The organism is Nocardioides baculatus (assembly GCF_016735675.1).
GTDB classification, from domain to species: Bacteria; Actinomycetota; Actinomycetes; order Propionibacteriales; family Nocardioidaceae; genus Nocardioides; species Nocardioides baculatus.
The window spans coordinates 127,626-144,856 of record NZ_JAERSG010000007.1 but is presented as its reverse complement, the minus strand read 5'-3'; the positions used below and the strand labels follow the sequence as shown (position 1 = coordinate 144,856).

Sequence of the window (17,231 nt, the reverse complement as noted above, 5' to 3'; positions counted from 1 at the left end):
GAGGAGCGAAGCGGGGGAGGCGAAGAACGTCGTGGGGTGTTCATGTCTCGGCCTCCTGCTTGAGCATCGTGCGGACGTAGGGGGCGGTGAGGACGACCGTCAACGCCAGCATGAACATCGCGACCGCCGCGGACATGCCGAACTCGCCGCCGCCGATGCCGAGCCGGTAGATGTAGGTGCCGAGCAGGTTGGTGTCGCGGGCGCTGCCGCCGGCCTCCTGCAGCAGGAAGATCTGGGTGAAGACGCGCAGGTCCCAGATCACCTGCAGCAGCCCGACGACCAGCAGCACGGGGCGGATCGTCGGCAGCACGACGTGACGGAACCGCGACGACGCACCGGCGCCGTCGATCTCGGCGGCCTCGAGCAGCTCCTCGGGGAGCTGCGTCAGGGCGGCGTACACCGTGAATGCGACGAACGGCACGCTCATCCAGACCACGATCACGGTGGCCACGAAGAAGAACGACAGCGGCCTCAGCAGCCAGGGGTGGCCGGCGTAGTCGAGACCGAGCTGGGTGAGCAGGTGGTTGATCACGCCGTACTGCGTGTCGAAGAGCCACTGCCACACCGTCAGCGACGCGACCACCGGCATCGCCCACGCGAGCAGCAGCCCGGTCTGCACGAGCAGTCGTACGCCGCGCGCCATGTGGCGCATCAGCAGGGCGAGCCCGACGCCGACCAGCATCGTGAGCGCCGCGTTGACGAGGCAGAAGGCGATCGAGCGGAGCGTGACCCGCCAGAGGTAGCCGTCGCCGACGAGGTCCCGGTAGTTCCGGAGGCCGACCCACTCGGGCGGGCGGCCGAACTGCTGCGCGAGCCCGAAGTCCTGGAAGGACAGCACGACCTGGCGCACCAGCGGGTAGCCCAGCGCGAGGGCCAGCGCGAGGGCCGCGGGGAGGACGAGGGCGTACGGCAGCGGGGTGCGGCGGCCGCGCCGGGCGGTGTCGGCCTTTCCGGGGTCCCCGCGTCGTTCTTCGGAGGAGCGCAGCGGGGGAGCAGAACGGCGTGGGGTGGTTCTCATCGTGGTCCTCCTCCCCTGCTCGGGCTGGTCTGATTCTGGACTGCGGGCAGGCAGCGGCGGGGGCAGCGACTCACGCCGCCCCCGCCGGTCCTGCTCTGCCTGGCTGAACTGCTCAGCCGTTGAGCTGGCTGCCCATCTGCTCGTCGGCCTTGGTCGCGAGCTCCTGGACGTCACCGCCCTGGGCGATGGCGCTGAAGAGGTCCTCCAGGACGCGCGAGCCCTCGACGTTGGCCCAGCCCGGTGCGGCCGGGGTGAGCTTGGCGTTGGACGCGGCCTCCTGCGTCGCGGCGGCGTACTCGTCGTCACCGAGCAGGGACGCCAGCGACGTGCGGGCGGGCGTGAGCCCGGCCCCGGCCATGATCGTCTGGTAGTCCTCGCTGAGCATCAGCGCGACGGCCTCCTCGGCGAGGTCCTGGTTGGCGGACTTCGCGGCGACCGCGATGTCGGAGCCACCGAGCAGCACCGGGGCGGGCGAGCCGTCGGCGCCGGGCATCGCGAAGACGCCGACCTCCTTGGCGAAGCCGTCGGGGCAGCCGGTCTCCGGGTCCTCCAGCAGGCCCTTGACCCAGCCGGGCGTCGACATCATGCCGACCTCGCCCGCGCAGAACGGCGTCCACGGGTCGGCCTCGTTGCCGTCCTTGGGCGCACCCGAGGCCTGGGTGAAGAGCTCCTGCGCCGTCTCGAGACCTGCGACGGACTCGGGGGAGGAGAGGGCGCCGGTCCACTCGCCGCCGTCGTCGGTGGCGAGGTCGCCGCCGGCGGCCCAGACGAAGGCGGCGCCGTTGCGCCAGTCCTGGCCGGGGAACCAGAAGCCCGAGAAGTTCGCCGGCTTGGGGTTCTCCTGCTTCAGCGTGATCGCCGCCTGGACGAACTCGTCCAGCGTGGTGGGCACCTCGAGGCCCGCCTTCTCGAAGAGGTCCTTGCGGTAGAAGATGTACTTCGAGCCGGCGTAGTAGGGGACGGCGTAGGTCTCCCCGTCGACCGTGGCGCCCTCCACGAAGCCCGGCAGCAGGTCGTCGCCGCCGAGGTCGTCGAGCTCGTCGGTGAGCGGCGAGAACGCGCCGGCCGAGGTGAAGGTCGGCGCCTGGGTGTTGCCGATCTCGACCACGTCGGGGGTCTCGGACTCGCTCGACAGGGCGGTCGTGAGCTTCTCGACCAGGCCGTCCCACTCCTGCTGCTCGATCGTCAGCGTGGAGCCGGGGTGGTCCTCCTCGAAGGTCTCCTTCAGCCAGTCGCGCGCCTCCTGCGGGGTGTCCGTGCCGTTGAGCCAGACGCGGATGTCGGCCGTCTCCGGACCGCCGTCCCCGCCGTCCCCGGACCCTCCCTCGTCGTCGCTCCCGCAGGCGGCCAACGTGGTCAGCGCGAGCGCCGCGACGGCCACACCGGTCAGTGACTTCATTCGGTACTTCCTGCTGCGCACCACAGTGTTCCTCTCATCGGTGGGTGTCAGGGCGCTCACGAGACGCCCAGCTCTCCAGCGAGCACGAGCACGGCCGCTCCCACGACCACGACGTCCTCGCCGAGCTTGGAGGTGCGGACGGCCAGCCCCGTGGAGCTGATCGGCATCGTCCGCTCGCGGATGGTCCGGTCGGCTGCGTCGAGCAGCGGTCCGTCGAGCAGCTCCGCGGGGCCGCTCAGCACGATCTCGTGCAGGTTGAGGGCGGCCACGATGGGTGCGAGCACCTCACCGAGCCGACGGCCGACGTCGGCCAGGGCGCCGGGCGCGTCGACGCCGGGGGCGGCGACCGTACGCCGCAGCCGCGGGGCGGCCAGCACGGTCTCGAGGCAGCCGGTGCGCGAGCACGCGCAGCGCTCGCCGTCGGGGTCGACCACGACGTGCCCGATCTCACCGGCGGCGCCGAGGTGGCCGTGCAGCAGGGAGCCGCCGAGCACGAAGCCGGCGCCGACACCCGTACCGACCCGCACCACCATCAGGCCGCCGTCGCCGGACTCGCCGAAGGTGTGCTCGCCGAGGACCGCGGTGTTGGCGTCGTTGGCGACGAAGACCGGGAGGTCGAGGGCCGCCGCCAGCCGGGCCGCGAGCGGGGTGTCGGTCCACGCCAGGTTGGGGGCGTCGATGACCGTGCCGGACGTGTCGACGACACCCGGGCTGCCGACGCCGATGCCGAGCACCGGCCGGTCGGTCATCGCGATCAGCTCGGTGGCGAGCCGGAGCACGAGCTCCACGGCCTGCTCCCCCTCGGCGCCGTCGACGTGGACCTCGTGGCGGGCCAGGACGGTGCCGGCGAGGTTGACCACCGCGCCCGACATCGAGTCGGTCTCCGACAGGTCGAGGCCGATGATGTGGTGCGAGTCGGCGGCGAGGCCGACGAGCATCGGGGGCTTGCCGACACGCGACCCCTCCGGAGCGCCGAGCTCGGTGACCAGGCCCTCGGCGACCATCTCCCCGACCAGGTCGGACACCGTGACGCGGGTCAGCGCGCTGGCCCGGGCCAGGTCGGCGCGGCTCGCCGGACCGTCGCGGAAGAGCTGCTGGAGCAGCAGCGAGCGGTGGTGGCGGCGGGCGTCTTCCTGGAGGAGCTTGCCCTGGGGCCGCAGTGGGCGGCCGACCGGAGTGTGCGGAGTCACATTAGTTAGTTCATCGCACTTACTTATCCACCGTCAAGCATTTCGCCTCGACTTCTTCCCGGATGTCCAGACCACCGCCGCGCCGACCGGGCACTTCCTCGCGCGGTCAGCCGAGGACGGCGACGGTGTTGTCCCAGCACACCGCGCGCAGCCACTCCTCCCCCAGCTCCAGCCGCGCGAGCGCGTCGACCTGGTCGGCGTAGGGGTAGGGGATGTGGGGGAAGTCGCTGCCGAGGTGGACCTTCCCGGCGAGCCCGAGGTCGCGCAGCCGCGGGAGCAGCTCCGACGGGTAGGCGCCGCCCATCTCGTCGAAGAACGGTGTGAAGGCCATCGTCGTGTCGAGCGCGACCCGCTCGAAGGTCTCCGCCAAGGCGAGGAACTCGGCGTACTCCGGCGCGCCCGCGTGCGCGATCACGAGTCGCAGCCGCGGGTGGCGGCGGAGCAGCGCGGCCACCGGGTCGGGGCCGGTGTGCTCGGTGGGGACCGGCCCGCTGCCGGCGTGCAGCACGACCGGCGTGCCGGCCTCGGCGACGACGCCCCACGCGTCGTCGAGCAGCGGGTCGGTGACGGTGAACGCGCCGACCTGCACATGCACCTTCCAGACCTGGACCGACTCGGTGCGGGAGGTGACGTACGCCGTCACGCCGGGCTCGGGGAAGAACGTGCCGCACACCGCGGCCTCGGGCACCCGCGCCGCGAAGCCGGCGGCCCAGTCGTTGAGGAACTCGGCCATGTCGGGCTTGTGGGCGTAGGGCAGCGCGGTGAAGCGGCGTACGCCGAACGAGCGCAGCGTCTCGACGAGGACGTCGTCGTCGGCGCGGTAGTGCAGCGGCCACGCCCGACCGATCAGCGGACCGGCGGCGTCGAACTGCGCGCGCACCTTGGCCATCACCCGCGGCGGCAGGAAGTGGGTGTGGACGTCCTGGAGGCCCGGGAGGCCGAGCGCGTCGGTGAACGCGCGGACGCGGGCTGACTCGGAGTCAGTCACGGCGCTCAATCCCGGTGGCCCTTGAGCCTCCGCTGCACCGCCTCCACCTTCTCGCGGTTGGCCGTCCGCTCGGCGAGCGTGTGGCGCTTGTCGTAGGACTTCTTGCCCTTGGCGAGGGCGATCTCGACCTTGGCCCGGCCGTCCTTGAAGTAGAGCGAGAGCGGGATGATCGTGTAGCCCTTGTCGGTGATCTTGCGCTCGATCTTGTCGATCTCGGCGCGGTTGAGCAGCATCTTGCGACGGCGGCGGGCGGCGTGGTTGGTCCACGTGCCCTGGCTGTACTCCGGGATGTGGACGCCGAGGAGCCACGCCTCGCCGTTGTCGATCTCGGCGAAGCCGTCGACGAGGGACGCACGCCCCATCCGCAGGGACTTCACCTCGGTCCCCATCAGGACGAGGCCGGCCTCCCAGGTGTCCTCGATGTGGTAGTCGTGGCGCGCCTTCTTGTTCTGCGCGACCATCTTCTGGCCCTGCTCCTTCGCCATGGGTCCATTGTCCCAGAGCGTGTCCAACCAGTTCAGGCCGAGGCGTGCATCAGAACCAGTTCATCGGGTCGACGGCCTGGCCGTTGGCCATCACCGTGAAGTGGAGGTGGCAGCCGGTGGACCAGCCGGTGTCGCCCTCGTAGCCCAGGACCTGGCCCTCGGCCACCTGGTCGCCCACGCCGACGGTGTAGCCGCTCGCGTGGTTGTAGATCGTGGCGATGCCCTTGCCGCCGAGCACGCCGTGGTCGACGACCAGCCGGTTGCCGTAGACGGCGCTCCAGTAGGACGCGATCACCTTGCCCGGTGCCGCAGCGCGCAGCGGCGTACCGCAGCCACCTCCGAAGTCGACGCCGTCGTGCAGGCCCCAGTAGTGGTAGATCGGGTGCGTGCGGTAGCCGAAGGGCGAGGTGACGTAGCCGTCGACCGGCATGGCGAGCAGGCCGGCGGACGGACCGCCGGGGGCCGAGGCGGCCTGGGCACGTGCCCGGGCGCGTGCCCGGGCGAGCTGGAGCGCGGCCCGCTTGCGGAGCATCTCCTCGATCCGGTCCTGCTGCTTGATGTGCTTGCGGAGCTTGACGAGGTCCTCGGCCCGCGCCTCCCGCGCGTCGACCCGCGCCTCGCGCCGCTCGACCACCAGGGCGACCACGGAGTCCTTGGCGGCCTGCTGCTCGGTCTCGAGCTCCTGCATGACCTCGAGGTGCTCGGCTGCGGCCTCCCGCTGGTCGGCCACCTCGTCGCGGGCGTCGGCGACCTGTTCCTCGGTCACCTCGAGCAGCACCTCGGCGGCCTTGAGCTGGTCGTAGGCGCGTGCCTCCTGGCCCACGATCACGTCGCGCACGCCGTCGCGGCGGGTGAGGTCCTCGGCCGACACGGCGTCGAGCATCGAGGAGAAGGCGATCAGGTCGGGGTCGCCCTCGGAGTACATGTCGGCGATGGTGTTGGCGACCTTGTGGCGCTGCTCCTCGCGGTCGACCTGCCCCTGGTCGAGCGCAGCCTCCGCCTCGACGAGGTCGGCCTCGGCCTGGGCCAGCTCGGCCTGCATCTCGGCGTCGCGCTCCTGGGCCACCTCGACCTTGCCGCGAGCGGTGGCGAGGCGGGTCTTGGCGACGTCCAGCTCCTGGTGCGCTGCCTCCAGGCGGGCGGCCGCCTTGCGCAGCTGCGAGCTGGAGGCGTCGAGGTCGGCACGGGCGCCCTTGACCTGGCGGTCGATCTGGCGCTGCTTGTCCTTGAGGTCGTCGGCGTGCGCCGCGGAGACGCCCAGCGCCATGACCACGACGAGTGCTGCGGCCATGCGGGATTGAGCGGTACGGGGGAAGGAACGCACCGGAAAGCCTTCGTTCGGGGAAGAGAACGATCGAACGCTAACCCCCGCGGCTCAGACTTTGAGGTATTTCCTCGTCAGCACGAGTGTCGGAAGCAGGGTGAGCAGCGGACCGAGGATCCCGACGGCCGCCGCGGCGAGCCAGAACTCGTCCCAGCCGATCCACGGGATGAACTTCAAGGTGTCGTCGCCACGGCCCTCGATGCCGAACTGCTGGACCGCCGCGAGCGCTCCCCCGGCGAGCACGACGCCGATGATCGCGGTCACCAGCGCCTCGAGGAGGAACGGCAGCGCGATGTAGAGGGTGGAGGCGCCGACGAGGCGCATGATGCCGATCTCCTTGCGGCGCGCGAAGGCCGCGAGCCGGATCGTGTTGGCGACCAGGAGCAGGGCCGCGAAGACCAGGACGGCGGCCGTCACGAGGGCCACCCACTGCAGCATGCTCAGGGCGCCGAGGATCGGCGCGATCACCTTGCGCATGTCCTGCACGCGCGAGACGCCGTCCAGGCCCTGCACGGCGGAGGTGATCCCCTCGAACTGCTCGGGGTCCTCCAGCGTGATCCAAATGGTCTGCGGCATGTCCTCGGCGGTGATGGCCGGGTTGTCGCCGGAGAACAGCTCCTCGCCGTAGAGCTCCTTGGCCTTGCCGAGCGCGGTCTCGCTGGACTCGAAGTGGTAGTCGGCGACCTCGGGGTTGTCCTGCACCACCGCCTCGATGTCGGTCTTCTGCGCGTCGGTCACCGCGCTCGGGCAGACCGGGTTGCTGTCGCCGTTGCGGCACAGGAACACCGTGATCTGGAGCTGGTTGCCCCACTGGTCGGCCGCCTTGGTGGCCTGCTGCTGGAAGAGCACGCCCATGCCGACGAGGGTGAGGGAGACGAAGAGCGTCAGGATCACCGCGAGGTGCATGGACAGGTTGCGTCGCAAGCCCTGGCCGAGCTCGGTGTAGACGTAACGAAGCTGCATGGAGGAGGGGCTCTCGATCTGTGGGGAGGTGTGCGGGGACCGGCTCGGGGTCAGACCTGGTGGCCGTAGACGCCCTGCGCCTGGTCGCGTACGACGTGACCGTTCTCGAGCTCGATGACGCGCTTGCGCATCTGGTCGACGATGCTGGAGTCGTGGGTGGCCATCACCACGGTCGTCCCGGTGCGGTTGATGCGGTCGAGGAGCTTCATGATGCCGACCGAGGTGGTCGGGTCGAGGTTTCCGGTCGGCTCGTCGGCGATGAGGATCATCGGCCGGTTCACGAACGCGCGCGCGACCGCGACGCGCTGCTGCTCGCCGCCGGACAGCTCGTCGGGCATCCGGTCGCCCTTGCCGGTGAGGCCCACAAGCTCGAGGGTCTCGGGGACCACGTCCTTGATCTCCTTGCGCGACTTGCCGATGACCTGGAGCGCGAAGGCGACGTTCTCGGTGACCGTCTTGTTGGGGAGCAGGCGGAAGTCCTGGAAGACGGTGCCGATGTCGCGACGCAGCCGCGGGACCTTCCAGCTGGCCAGCCGGTTGATCTCCTTGCCGGCGACGTAGACCCGCCCCGTGGTCGGCCGGTACTCCCGCAGCACGAGGCGCAGGAACGTCGACTTCCCGGAGCCCGACGAGCCGACGAGGAAGACGAACTCCCCCTTCTCGACGTCGACCGAGATGTTGTCGAGCGCCGGGTGGGGGTGGCCGGGATAGGTCTTGGTGACCTTCTCGAAGCGAATCACGCATCGAGGCTACGTGAGGGGTGCGTGAGTTCCCGAAAACCCGCGGGGTGCGTGCAACCGTGCCGCGGACCCCAGCGTGTTGGGTGGTGACAGCGAGACGACGAGGGGATCTGCATGCGTGACGGGGCCGAGGGCGACTTCGCGGAGTTCTACTCCGCCACGTGGCCGCGGACGCTGGCGGTCGTGTACGCCCTCACAGGCGACCGCGGCGCCGCCGAGGAGGTCGCCCAGGAGGCCTACGTGAAGGCGTGGTCGCAGTGGACGAAGGTGTCGCGCTACGACCAGCCGGCGGCCTGGGTGCGCCAGGTCGCGACGCGGTTGGCGGTGAGCCGCTGGCGGCGCAGCAAGGTCGCGTCGGCGTGGTTCGCCCGCAACCGGCGCGAACAGGTGGTCGACCCGCCCGACGAGACCTCGACCGCACTCGTCCGGGCGCTCCAGGAGATCCCCGAGGCCCAGCGCCGCGCGATCGTCCTGCACCACCTCGCCGACCTTCCCCTCGCCGAGGTCGCCCGCATCGAGCACTGCCCGGTCGGGACCGTCAAGGCCCGCCTCTCCCGCGGCCGCACCGCCCTCGCAGCACTCCTCACCGACCAGCAGGCCGACGAGCCGAACGGAGCTCCCACCCATGTCTGACCTCGACCAGCTCGACCGCGCGTTCGACTCCCTGACGCGCGACCTCGCCCACACCCACGGCCCCGGGGCCGCCGCCGCGATGGCGACCGCCCGCTCCCGCCGTCGTACGAAGGTGGGGGCCGTCGCGCTCGCCACCCTCGTCGTGGTGGGTGGCGGGCTCGCCGTTCCGCGGATGATGTCCGCGAGCGTCGACGGGGTGGCGGCCAACGGCGCGTCCGCCCCGCTCGACGCCGCGGCACTGGAGACCGCCACCGAGGGATGGCTCTCTGGCTGGGAGCCGTGGGCGCCGAACTCGCCCAAGGGCGGCGGCAGCTTCTCGGTGCCTGAGTGCCTCGGGAGCTCCACCACGATGGATCAGCCGCCGCAGGTCGCGTGGGGGATGTCGCGGTTCGTCGGCAGCGAGTTCGCCATGGCCACCGCGATGTTCGCCACCTATGCCGACACCACCACGGCCGAGACCGCGCAGGCACGTGCCTACGCGACCTGCCGCGGCGCGACCACCACGACGGTCGACGGGATCGAGGTCCGGCACTACTCCGAGGCGCCCACCAACGAGGGATCCAGCGTCACCGACGTCTGGACGGCCCGGATCGGTGCGGAGCGGATCACCCTCGAGCTCGCCGGACGCGCCGGCGTGGCCCCCGGCCCCGCCGCCGACCGAGTCGCCGAGGCGGTCGTCGCCGGCCTGCGCTCGGGCGAGATGCAGGAGTCGGCGACGGGCGATCCCTACGCCGCCGACCCGAGCCAGATTCCGCAGCTACCGCCGGTGATGGACAGCGACCTCACCCGAGCGCTCGCGGGCTGGAAGGCCGCGACGCCGGCCTCTGCGACGACCATCCCCAACATCCCGTGCCTGTCCGCTCAGGTCGACTCCGGCAACGTCGGCAGCTCGAGCTCAGGGACACCGATGGGCGTCTCGTGGATGATCGGTGGCTTCGAGGACGAGGCCACGGGTCCTGCCAACGTCCAGCGCATGCTGGACGAGCTGCGCTCCTGCACCGACCCCCGGATGTCGGTCGCGACCGTCGCCGCGGGCGTCACCCTGGTGACGTACGACTCGGGTGGCGACGACGGACACGGCGCGCTCTGGCTCCACGCGGTCGGCGACCGCGCGATGGTCACCGGGGTGACGGGTGCCGCGGACGCCATGCCCGCCGGGGTGGCCGACGACGTCGCGCGCGTGATGGACGACTGGCTGCGCATCCCCTGGGAGTGAGCGCAGGGGTAGCGCAGGGGTAGCGCAGGGTGAGGCCGAGGTTTGGGACCACGCCCGGGTGGGAGGATCGATCCCATGACGCTGCAGCTGGACCCCGCTGCCCTGGACTCGGCGGCGCTCATCCTCGAGACCACCGGCACCGACCTCGCCGACGCCGCGCCCGCGCTGCGCACCCGGCCCGACGCGGGCGTGTCCACGGACGAGGCCGCCACGGCGCTCGCCTCGCTCGCCGAGGCGGTGACCGCGGTCGCTCAGGAGGCCGGTTCGATGGCCGAGTCCGTGCGCACCACCGCGGCCGACGTCCGCGCCACCGACCGGGCGTCCGCCGACGCGTCGCACCAGCGAGCGCAGGGGCTGGTCCCGTGAGCGACCTCCTCGACCTCGTCGTCCACGGCGACCCGGCGTCGTGCCGCACCGCGGCCACGGACGTCGGCACCGCTCGCACCACGATCACCACCGCCGTCGACGACGTGCGTCGCGCGGCGCGGACCGCCAGCACGTGGGAGGGGCGGGCCGGGATCGCCTTCGAGACCCGCGTGGAGGGTGCGGTCAAGGACCTGCGCGAGCTCGACCGCCGCCTCGAGACGCTCGGGACGGCACTCACCCACTTCGCCGGGGAGCTCACCGCAGTCGAGTCGAAGATGGCCGAGGCGCGCAGCGTCGGCGTCGCCGGCGGCGTCCGCACCAGCGGGGAGTCACTCGTGCGGCCCGCCGCGCCGGCGACGGACGCGACCCCCGATCAGGTCACGGCCCACAACGACGTGGTCACGGCGTGGAACGAGGCGGTCGAGATCGCCGACGCCGCCCGGACCAAGGAGCAGGAGGCGCACCAGCACCTCGGCGACGGGATCAAGAAGTCCACCGGCGACGGCTTCGTGGTCGACCTCCTGCAGCGCCTCGGTTTCCTCCCGCCCGACTTCGCCGACGGCGACGACATCGCCTCGTGGCTCTTCGGCCTCGGCGGCCTCGGGCTCGGCGCCGGGATCGGCTGGATGGTCAACGGTCGCTACGGCATCTTCCAGCCGCGGATCAACGGTCGTTTCGCCAGCGCGAGCGGGATGACCTTCTGGCAGCGCGCCTGGGCGGCCGGCAAGAGCGACAACTTCCACGCCACCCCCTACAGCGCGGCCACCCGCAACGGCTGGGCCACCGCCGGCAGGTGGGCGGGACGCGCAGGCACCGTGGTCACCGCCGTCAGCGCCGGGTGGAACCAGTGGCAGGCCGACGCCGACGACCCGTCGATGGGCGACGTCGAGCAGGGCACGCGGGCCGCGACCATGGGCGCGACCACCGCGGCCGGTGCGTGGGCGGGCGCCCAGGGCGGTGCGTGGGCCGGTGGCGCCATCGGTACGGCGATCTGCCCCGGAGTCGGCACGGTCGTCGGCGGCGTGGTGGGCGGCATCGTCGGTGGGGCCGTCGGCGGGTTCGTCGGCTCCGAGGTCGGCCAGGCCATCCTCGACCCCGTCGGCGACGCCGCCGACGCGGCAGCCGACTGGGCCGGCGACCGGCTCTACGACGCCGGGGACGCGCTCTCCGACGTCGGCGACGCGATCAGCTTCTGGGACTGATGACGATGATCTACGTCCTCATGCTCCTCGGCGGCCTCGCCCTCGCCGGCTTCAACGCCTGGCAGCGCCTGGGCCGCACTCCCGACGCGCGCCGGTGGGCGCGCGGGACCCATCGCGACTTCGCGCAGCGCAACGTCCTCATCCTCTGGCCCGCGCTCGCCGTGGCCCTCGTGGGCGGCTCGCTCGTCGGAGGGGCCGAGGCGGCCGACCTGCCCGCGTGGCCGGGCGTCGTGCTGCTCGCCGTCGGGCTGCTGACCTGGCTCGCCTGGGCCGCCCTGCCGCTGCCCGTGCCCGCTGCGTTCCAGCCTCGCTGGTATCGCGAGCGGAGCCCGCGTGGCTGACGTCCCGTTCTCGCCGCCCGGCGTGCCGCAGGGGTGGGACAAGCTGGCTCGACCGACCCCCGGCACGCTGTGGACGGCGGTGCAGCCGCTCGAGCTCGAGCGCCCCGACCGCTTCCGGGCCAACCTGGTGCTCACCCGCGACGACCTTGGCGGCCTCACCTTCCGCGACTGGCAGGTGGGCTCCGACGAGGTGCTGCCGACGATGCTGCGCGACTACCTCCTCCTCGACCTCGAGCGCATCGACGTCGACGGGCAGCCGGGCGGTCGACGCCTGGCACACCACGTCGACGGCAAGGCCCGGGCCCTGACGATGGAGCAGTGGTTCGTCGCCGACGGCGACCGCGGCTGGACCCTGACCGCGACCGTGGAGACCTGGTCCTACGACGCCCTGGCCGACGAGCTCGCGGCGGTCGCGGCCGGGTGGCAGCCGCTCACCGGCGCGCCGGCCGCGTCGTCCGCCGAGCCGGGCGACGGGGAGCCTTCGTGATCACCCTCGACGGTGCGGCGGTCCGGGTCGACGATGCCGGGCTCGCGGGCCTGCTGGGCGACGACCTCGGTGCGGAGGACCGCGACACGCTCGCGCGGGCCGCGCTGCTGCCGTCGCTCGACACCCTGCGCGACCCGCTGGTCAGGGTGGAGGTGCGCGTCGCCGGGGCCGTCGTGCTCGAGCACCGCTTCGCGGTGGACCGCGAGCGCACCGTGGCGGTGCTCGCCGTACGCCCCGGGCTGCACCAGCTGATGGAGCTCCCGCAGGCCCACCTCGCCGCCGCGCTCGCACGGACCACCCGGACCGGCCCGCGGCGCGGGACCGCTGCCGAGCGGCGCCCCGCGCCGGCTGGTGCGACCTCGCGGCTGCTGTCCGCGGACGACGACGTACGCCACGAGGCGCTGCGCGAGGTCGGGGCCACGTCGGCGTGGCGACTGCGCGTGCACTGGGCCGGTGAGCACCGCGACCTGGTGGTGGCGGACGCCGCCGACGGCCTGCTCGTGGTCGACGAGGACGACGCCCTGCTCCCCGTGTCGGCCACCAGCCTCTACCGCGTCTTCACCACCGCGCTGCCGCCGGAGGCCCTCGAGCCGGCCGGCTGAGGCGACCCGGCGCCGCTCGCTAGCTCTCCCTGCGCCACTGCAGGGTCGACGCGTCGGCACCGAGCAACGCGAGCGAGTCGGCACACAGCGACGCGACCCGGTCGGCCTCGATGCGGGGCAGCAGCTTCCAGTAGTGCGGGTAGGACGGCTCCACACCGGACGGGTCCTCGTCGCCGGGCACGCGCCAGCCGAGCTCGCGCAGCCGTGCGTGGGTGGCGTCGTCGACGTCCCAGTCACCGCCGAAGGAGGTGGCGCCGACGCACTCGGCGTAGCAGTGCTCGCCGTCGCGCCTCACCTGGACGTAGCGGACCGGTGCGGCCGCGGGCCGACGGTGCAGCAGCCCGCGGGCCGGAGGGCGCGGCGGCTCCGGCTCCGCCACCACGACGAACGAGGCGTCGTCGAGCGTGCGGAGCTCGTCCTCGAGCCGGCCGCGGACGTCGTCCCAAGAGGTCATCGCAGGCCTCAGGCGTCGACCTTGTCGGCGCCCCGGCGCCAGCGGATGCCGGCCTCCATGAAGTCGTCGAGGTCGCCGTCGAAGACGGCGCTGGGGTTGCCGGACTCGTGGCCGGTCCGCAGGTCCTTGACGACCTGGTAGGGGTTGAGCACGTAGTTGCGCATCTGGTCGCCCCAGCTGGCCTGCACGTCGCCCTTGAGGTCCTTCTTGAGCGCGGCCTCCTCGGCCTTCTTGCGGGCGAGGAGCTTGGCCTTGAGCACGACCATCGCGGACGCCTTGTTCTGCAGCTGCGACTTCTCGTTCTGGCAGGACACGACGATGCCGGTCGGGATGTGCGTGAGCCGGACCGCGGAGTCGGTGGTGTTGACCGACTGGCCGCCGGGGCCGCCGGAGCGGAAGACGTCGGTGCGGATCTCGTTCTCGTCGACCTCGATCTCGTCGGTCTGCTCGAGCATCGGCACCACCTCGACGGCCGCGAAGGAGGTCTGGCGGCGGCCCTGGTTGTCGAAGGGGCTGATCCGCACCAGGCGGTGGGTGCCGGCCTCGACCGAGAGGGTGCCGTAGGCGTAGGGCGCGTGGATCGCGAACTCGGCGGACTTGATGCCCGCCTCCTCGGCGTAGGACACCTCGTAGACCTCGACGCCGTACTTGTGCTGCTCGGCCCAGCGCGTGTACATCCGCATGAGCATCTCGGCGAAGTCGGCGGCGTCGACGCCACCGGCGCCCGAGCGGATCGTCACGATCGCCTCGCGCTCGTCGTACTCACCGGCGAGGAGCGTGCGGATCTCGAGGGACTCCACCGACTTCTTGATCCGGTTGAGCTCGCGCTCGGAGTCGGCGAGCGAGTCGGCGTCGCCCTCCTCCTGCGCCATCTCGACCATCAGGCCCAGGTCCTCGATGCGGCTCTCGAGACCGGTGTAGCGCTCGAGCTCGCCCTGCAGCGCGGAGAGGCGGCCGGTGATGCGGGTGGCGCTGTCCACGTCGTCCCAGAGGTCGGGCGCAGCGACCTGCTCGCTGAGGTCGGCGATCTCGCCGCGCATCCGGTCGATGTTGAGCACCGAGCCGATGGTGCTCATGGTCGCCTGGAGCGTCTTGATCTCTGCGTCGTAGTCGATGCCTGCCACAAGAGGCAACAGTACGGCTCGGCCGTGAGCAGTGTCGAAAACGAGCAGCGGCGGGCACTCCCGGGCCTGTGACCCCGGTCGCGCCCGCCACTGCGGATCAGGTGCGCGTCAGCGCGTGCAGAGCACCTCCGGCGTCGCGACGGCGGCGGTGGCGGCCGGGGTCGCAGTCGTGGAGGCGTCGAGCTTCAGGCGGAAGACGCCGGTCAGGTCGAGCTCCTCGTCGGCGACGATGGCGCCCACAGCGAGCGAGTGGACGGCGAGCTGCTTGCCGTCGGCGGTGACGGTGACGGCACCGCTGGAGCCGCTGAGCGAGGTGTCGGTGAGGGCGTACGTCGCCCGCAGCGCGGTGCACTTGCGGCCGAGCGTGAACTCCGCGGTGGCGGCGGTGCCCGGCGTGGTGGTGGCGAGGCTCGCCTTGTAGTACTCGGTGCCGATCGTCACGCCCGTGCCGGTGAACCCGGTGCCGGCGAAGGTGCGGTAGCCGAGCTTCTCCCAGCGGTAGACCTCGACCTGGACCGGCTTGCTGTAGCCCTTCTTGATCCCCTTCGAGCCGGGCTTGAGCACGCGGTACTCGCGGCTTCCGGGCGCGGTGGGCTTGTCGGTGAGCTTGTAGGTGCCGTTGCGCTTGATCCTGGCCTTGCCGGTCTGGACCCACTTCTTCTTGTTCCCCACGCGCTGCTGCAGGATCACCTTCTCGCCGCGGGCCTTCGGGCTCACACGGCCGCGCACCTTGACGGTGTCCTCCTTGGCCACGGCGACGTCGGTGTTGGCCGTCGCGGTCACCGAGTAGGTGCGAGCCTTGGCGGGTGCGGCCTGCGCGGTCGGCGCGATCAGCGCCAGCGAGGAGGCGGCGACGGCCGCGGTGGCGGCCAGTGCGGTCATGCGGTTCATGGGATCTCCTTCGTATGTGGCCGGCTCCCGAAGGCCGGTTCACAAAGGAGATGCGCGCGGTCAGCCAGAAGTTGTGACCGGTCCGAGAATTGTTCCGCCGTGCCGCGGGACGGCGAGCTCGCCGTCGCGCAGCTCGACTCCCGACGGGGTCGCGAAGAGCACGTCCCGCTCCCCCACCCCGACCGTCACGTCGGTCTCACCGGCGTTGACCACCACGAGCAGGTCGCCGCGCCGCATCGTGAAGAGGCGGTCCTCGACGGTGCAGGACACGGAGCCGAACGACGGGTCGGTCAGCTGCGGCAGCTCACGGCGCAGCCGGGCGAGCCGGCGGTAGCAGTCGAGCACGACGGCGTGCCGCCCCTGGCCGAGCTCGTCCCAGTCCAGCTGGGACCGGGTGAACGTGGTGGGGTCCTGCGGGTCCGGCACCTCGGCCGGGTCCCAGCCCATGCGCTCGAACTCCGCGATCCGGCCGTCGGCGGTGGCCTTGCCGAGCTCGGGCTCGGGGTGGGAGGTGAAGAACTGGAACGGCGACGAGGCCGCCCACTCCTCCCCCATGAACAGCATCGGGGTGAAGGGGCCGGCGAGGGTCAGCAGCGCGGCGCAGGCGAGCTGGTCGTCGTCGAGGTGCTCGGCGAGCCGGTCGCCGCGGGCGCGGTTGCCGATCTGGTCGTGGTTCTGGTTCGTCACCACGAGCCGCCAGGTCGGCATCGTCGCGGTGTCGACGGGCGCGCCGTGGTCGCGCTCGCGGAACGACGAGTACGTGCCGTCGTGGAAGAAGCCGCGCTCGCAGACCTTGGCCAGCGCCTCGAGGGGCTCGAAGTCGGCGTAGTAGCCGGCCGTCTCGCCGCTCAGCGCGACGTGCACCGCGTGGTGGAAGTCGTCGCTCCACTGGGCGTCGAGGCCGTGGCCACCGGCCTCGCGCGGGCGCACGAGCCGGGTGTCGTTGAGGTCGGACTCGGCGATCAGCGTCAGCGGCCGGCGCAGGTGCGCCGACAGCGCGGCCGTCTCGATCGCCATCTCCTCGAGGAGGTGCACCTCGGAGGTGTCACTGAGCGCGTGCACGGCGTCGAGCCGCAGCGCGTCCACGTGGAAGTCCTCGAACCACATCCGCACGTTGTCGAGGATGTAGCGGCGCACCTGCGCCGAGCCCTCGCCGTCGAGGTTGATGAGGTCGCCCCACGTGTTGCGGCCCGGCTTGAGGTAGGGGCCGAACAGCGGGAGGTAGTTGCCCGACGGGCCGAAATGGTTGTGCACCACGTCCTGCACGACACCGAGGCCCTTCGCGTGACAGGCGTCGACGAAGCGGCGGTAGGCGTCCGGGCCGCCGTACTGCTCGTGCACGGCGAACCAGGCGACGCCGTCGTATCCCCAGTTGTGGGTGCCGTTGAACGCGTTGACCGGCATCACCTCGACGAGGTCGACGCCGATGTCGAGGAGGTGGTCGAGCTTGTCGATCGCGGAGTCGAGGGTGCCGTCGGGCGTGAACGTGCCGACGTGCAGCTCGTAGATCACCGACCCGGCGAGCTGGCGCCCGGTCCAGGCGTCGTCCTGCCACTCGTACGTCGTCGGGTCCCGCCGCGACAGGCCGTGCACGCCGTCGGGCTGCCGACGCGAGCGCGGGTCGGGGCGCGGGTCGGGGTCGTCGTCGAGGAGGTAGCCGTAGTCGACCGCGGTGCCGTCCGTCGGCACGGGCCCGGAGGGCGTCCACCAGCCGTCGTCGCCGCGGGTCATCTCGACAGGCTCCCCGTCCACGAGCAGGCGGACCCGCTCCGGCCGCGGTGCCCAGACGTCGTACGGGCCGTGCATGG

The 17,231-nt window shown here is 72.0% G+C and carries 19 protein-coding genes; 7 read left to right on the top strand and 12 right to left on the bottom strand.

The window, feature by feature from the left end:
* Positions 1–40: 40 nt before the first annotated feature.
* The 8 genes from JI751_RS19570 to ftsE form a co-directional block, all read right to left on the bottom strand.
* Positions 41–1,018, bottom strand: a complete 978-nt coding sequence (locus JI751_RS19570) for a carbohydrate ABC transporter permease (RefSeq protein WP_201940396.1) — start codon at positions 1,016–1,018, stop codon at positions 41–43.
* A gap of 112 nt (positions 1,019–1,130) precedes the next feature.
* Positions 1,131–2,417, bottom strand: coding sequence for an extracellular solute-binding protein (locus tag JI751_RS19565; RefSeq protein WP_201940395.1), 1,287 nt, complete (start codon positions 2,415–2,417; stop codon positions 1,131–1,133).
* A 56-nt stretch (positions 2,418–2,473) separates the two neighbouring features.
* Entirely contained in the window at positions 2,474–3,607 is a 1,134-nt protein-coding gene (locus tag JI751_RS19560; RefSeq protein WP_201940393.1) for an ROK family transcriptional regulator, read from the bottom strand.
* Between the two features lie 106 nt (positions 3,608–3,713).
* A complete protein-coding gene (locus JI751_RS19555; RefSeq protein WP_307814395.1) occupies positions 3,714–4,595 on the bottom strand; it encodes an amidohydrolase family protein in 882 nt (293 codons plus the stop codon).
* Between the two features lie 5 nt (positions 4,596–4,600).
* Positions 4,601–5,080 (bottom strand): SsrA-binding protein SmpB, encoded by a 480-nt coding sequence (gene smpB / locus JI751_RS19550; RefSeq protein ID WP_201940388.1) that lies wholly within the window; start codon positions 5,078–5,080, stop codon positions 4,601–4,603.
* A gap of 49 nt (positions 5,081–5,129) precedes the next feature.
* Positions 5,130–6,371: a murein hydrolase activator EnvC family protein gene (locus tag JI751_RS19545; protein WP_201940378.1), complete on the bottom strand. Its 1,242-nt coding sequence runs from the start codon at positions 6,369–6,371 to the stop codon at positions 5,130–5,132.
* Positions 6,372–6,455: 84 nt separating this feature from the next.
* Positions 6,456–7,367: a permease-like cell division protein FtsX gene (gene ftsX, locus JI751_RS19540; protein ID WP_201940376.1), complete on the bottom strand. Its 912-nt coding sequence runs from the start codon at positions 7,365–7,367 to the stop codon at positions 6,456–6,458.
* A gap of 50 nt (positions 7,368–7,417) precedes the next feature.
* On the bottom strand, positions 7,418–8,107 hold the full coding sequence (gene ftsE, locus JI751_RS19535; RefSeq protein WP_201940373.1) for a cell division ATP-binding protein FtsE: 690 nt from the start codon (positions 8,105–8,107) through the stop codon (positions 7,418–7,420).
* Between the two features lie 114 nt (positions 8,108–8,221).
* Here ftsE and JI751_RS19530 point away from each other — a divergent pair, with 114 nt between their 5' ends.
* From JI751_RS19530 to JI751_RS19500, 7 genes are all read left to right on the top strand, one after another.
* A complete protein-coding gene (locus tag JI751_RS19530) occupies positions 8,222–8,740 on the top strand; it encodes a SigE family RNA polymerase sigma factor (RefSeq protein WP_201940372.1) in 519 nt (172 codons plus the stop codon).
* Positions 8,733–9,956: a hypothetical protein gene (locus tag JI751_RS19525; RefSeq protein ID WP_201940370.1), complete on the top strand. Its 1,224-nt coding sequence runs from the start codon at positions 8,733–8,735 to the stop codon at positions 9,954–9,956. Before JI751_RS19530 ends, JI751_RS19525 begins: the two co-directional genes overlap by 8 nt.
* Positions 9,957–10,031: 75 nt before the next feature.
* A complete protein-coding gene (locus JI751_RS19520) occupies positions 10,032–10,322 on the top strand; it encodes a hypothetical protein (RefSeq protein ID WP_201940368.1) in 291 nt (96 codons plus the stop codon).
* On the top strand, positions 10,319–11,524 hold the full coding sequence (locus tag JI751_RS19515; RefSeq protein WP_201940366.1) for a WXG100 family type VII secretion target: 1,206 nt from the start codon (positions 10,319–10,321) through the stop codon (positions 11,522–11,524). Before JI751_RS19520 ends, JI751_RS19515 begins: the two co-directional genes overlap by 4 nt.
* A complete protein-coding gene (locus JI751_RS19510; protein ID WP_201940364.1) occupies positions 11,524–11,865 on the top strand; it encodes a hypothetical protein in 342 nt (113 codons plus the stop codon). Before JI751_RS19515 ends, JI751_RS19510 begins: the two co-directional genes overlap by 1 nt.
* The gene (locus JI751_RS19505; protein WP_201940362.1) at positions 11,858–12,352 is read left to right on the top strand and encodes a hypothetical protein; all 495 of its coding nucleotides are present in this window, start codon (positions 11,858–11,860) and stop codon (positions 12,350–12,352) included. Before JI751_RS19510 ends, JI751_RS19505 begins: the two co-directional genes overlap by 8 nt.
* Positions 12,349–12,954, top strand: a complete 606-nt coding sequence (locus JI751_RS19500; RefSeq protein ID WP_201940360.1) for a hypothetical protein — start codon at positions 12,349–12,351, stop codon at positions 12,952–12,954. The genes JI751_RS19505 and JI751_RS19500 overlap by 4 nt, the downstream gene beginning before the upstream one ends.
* Positions 12,955–12,973: 19 nt before the next feature.
* Here JI751_RS19500 and JI751_RS19495 read toward each other — a convergent pair whose 3' ends face one another.
* From JI751_RS19495 to treZ, 4 genes are all read right to left on the bottom strand, one after another.
* Positions 12,974–13,408: a TY-Chap domain-containing protein gene (locus JI751_RS19495; RefSeq protein WP_201940358.1), complete on the bottom strand. Its 435-nt coding sequence runs from the start codon at positions 13,406–13,408 to the stop codon at positions 12,974–12,976.
* Between the two features lie 8 nt (positions 13,409–13,416).
* The gene (gene prfB / locus JI751_RS19490) at positions 13,417–14,532 is read right to left on the bottom strand and encodes a peptide chain release factor 2 (RefSeq protein WP_201940356.1); all 1,116 of its coding nucleotides are present in this window, start codon (positions 14,530–14,532) and stop codon (positions 13,417–13,419) included.
* A 108-nt stretch (positions 14,533–14,640) separates the two neighbouring features.
* The gene (locus tag JI751_RS19485; RefSeq protein WP_201940354.1) at positions 14,641–15,423 is read right to left on the bottom strand and encodes a hypothetical protein; all 783 of its coding nucleotides are present in this window, start codon (positions 15,421–15,423) and stop codon (positions 14,641–14,643) included.
* A 60-nt stretch (positions 15,424–15,483) separates the two neighbouring features.
* Entirely contained in the window at positions 15,484–17,229 is a 1,746-nt protein-coding gene (gene treZ / locus JI751_RS19480; RefSeq protein ID WP_201940352.1) for a malto-oligosyltrehalose trehalohydrolase, read from the bottom strand.
* Between the last annotated feature and the right edge of the window lie 2 nt (positions 17,230–17,231).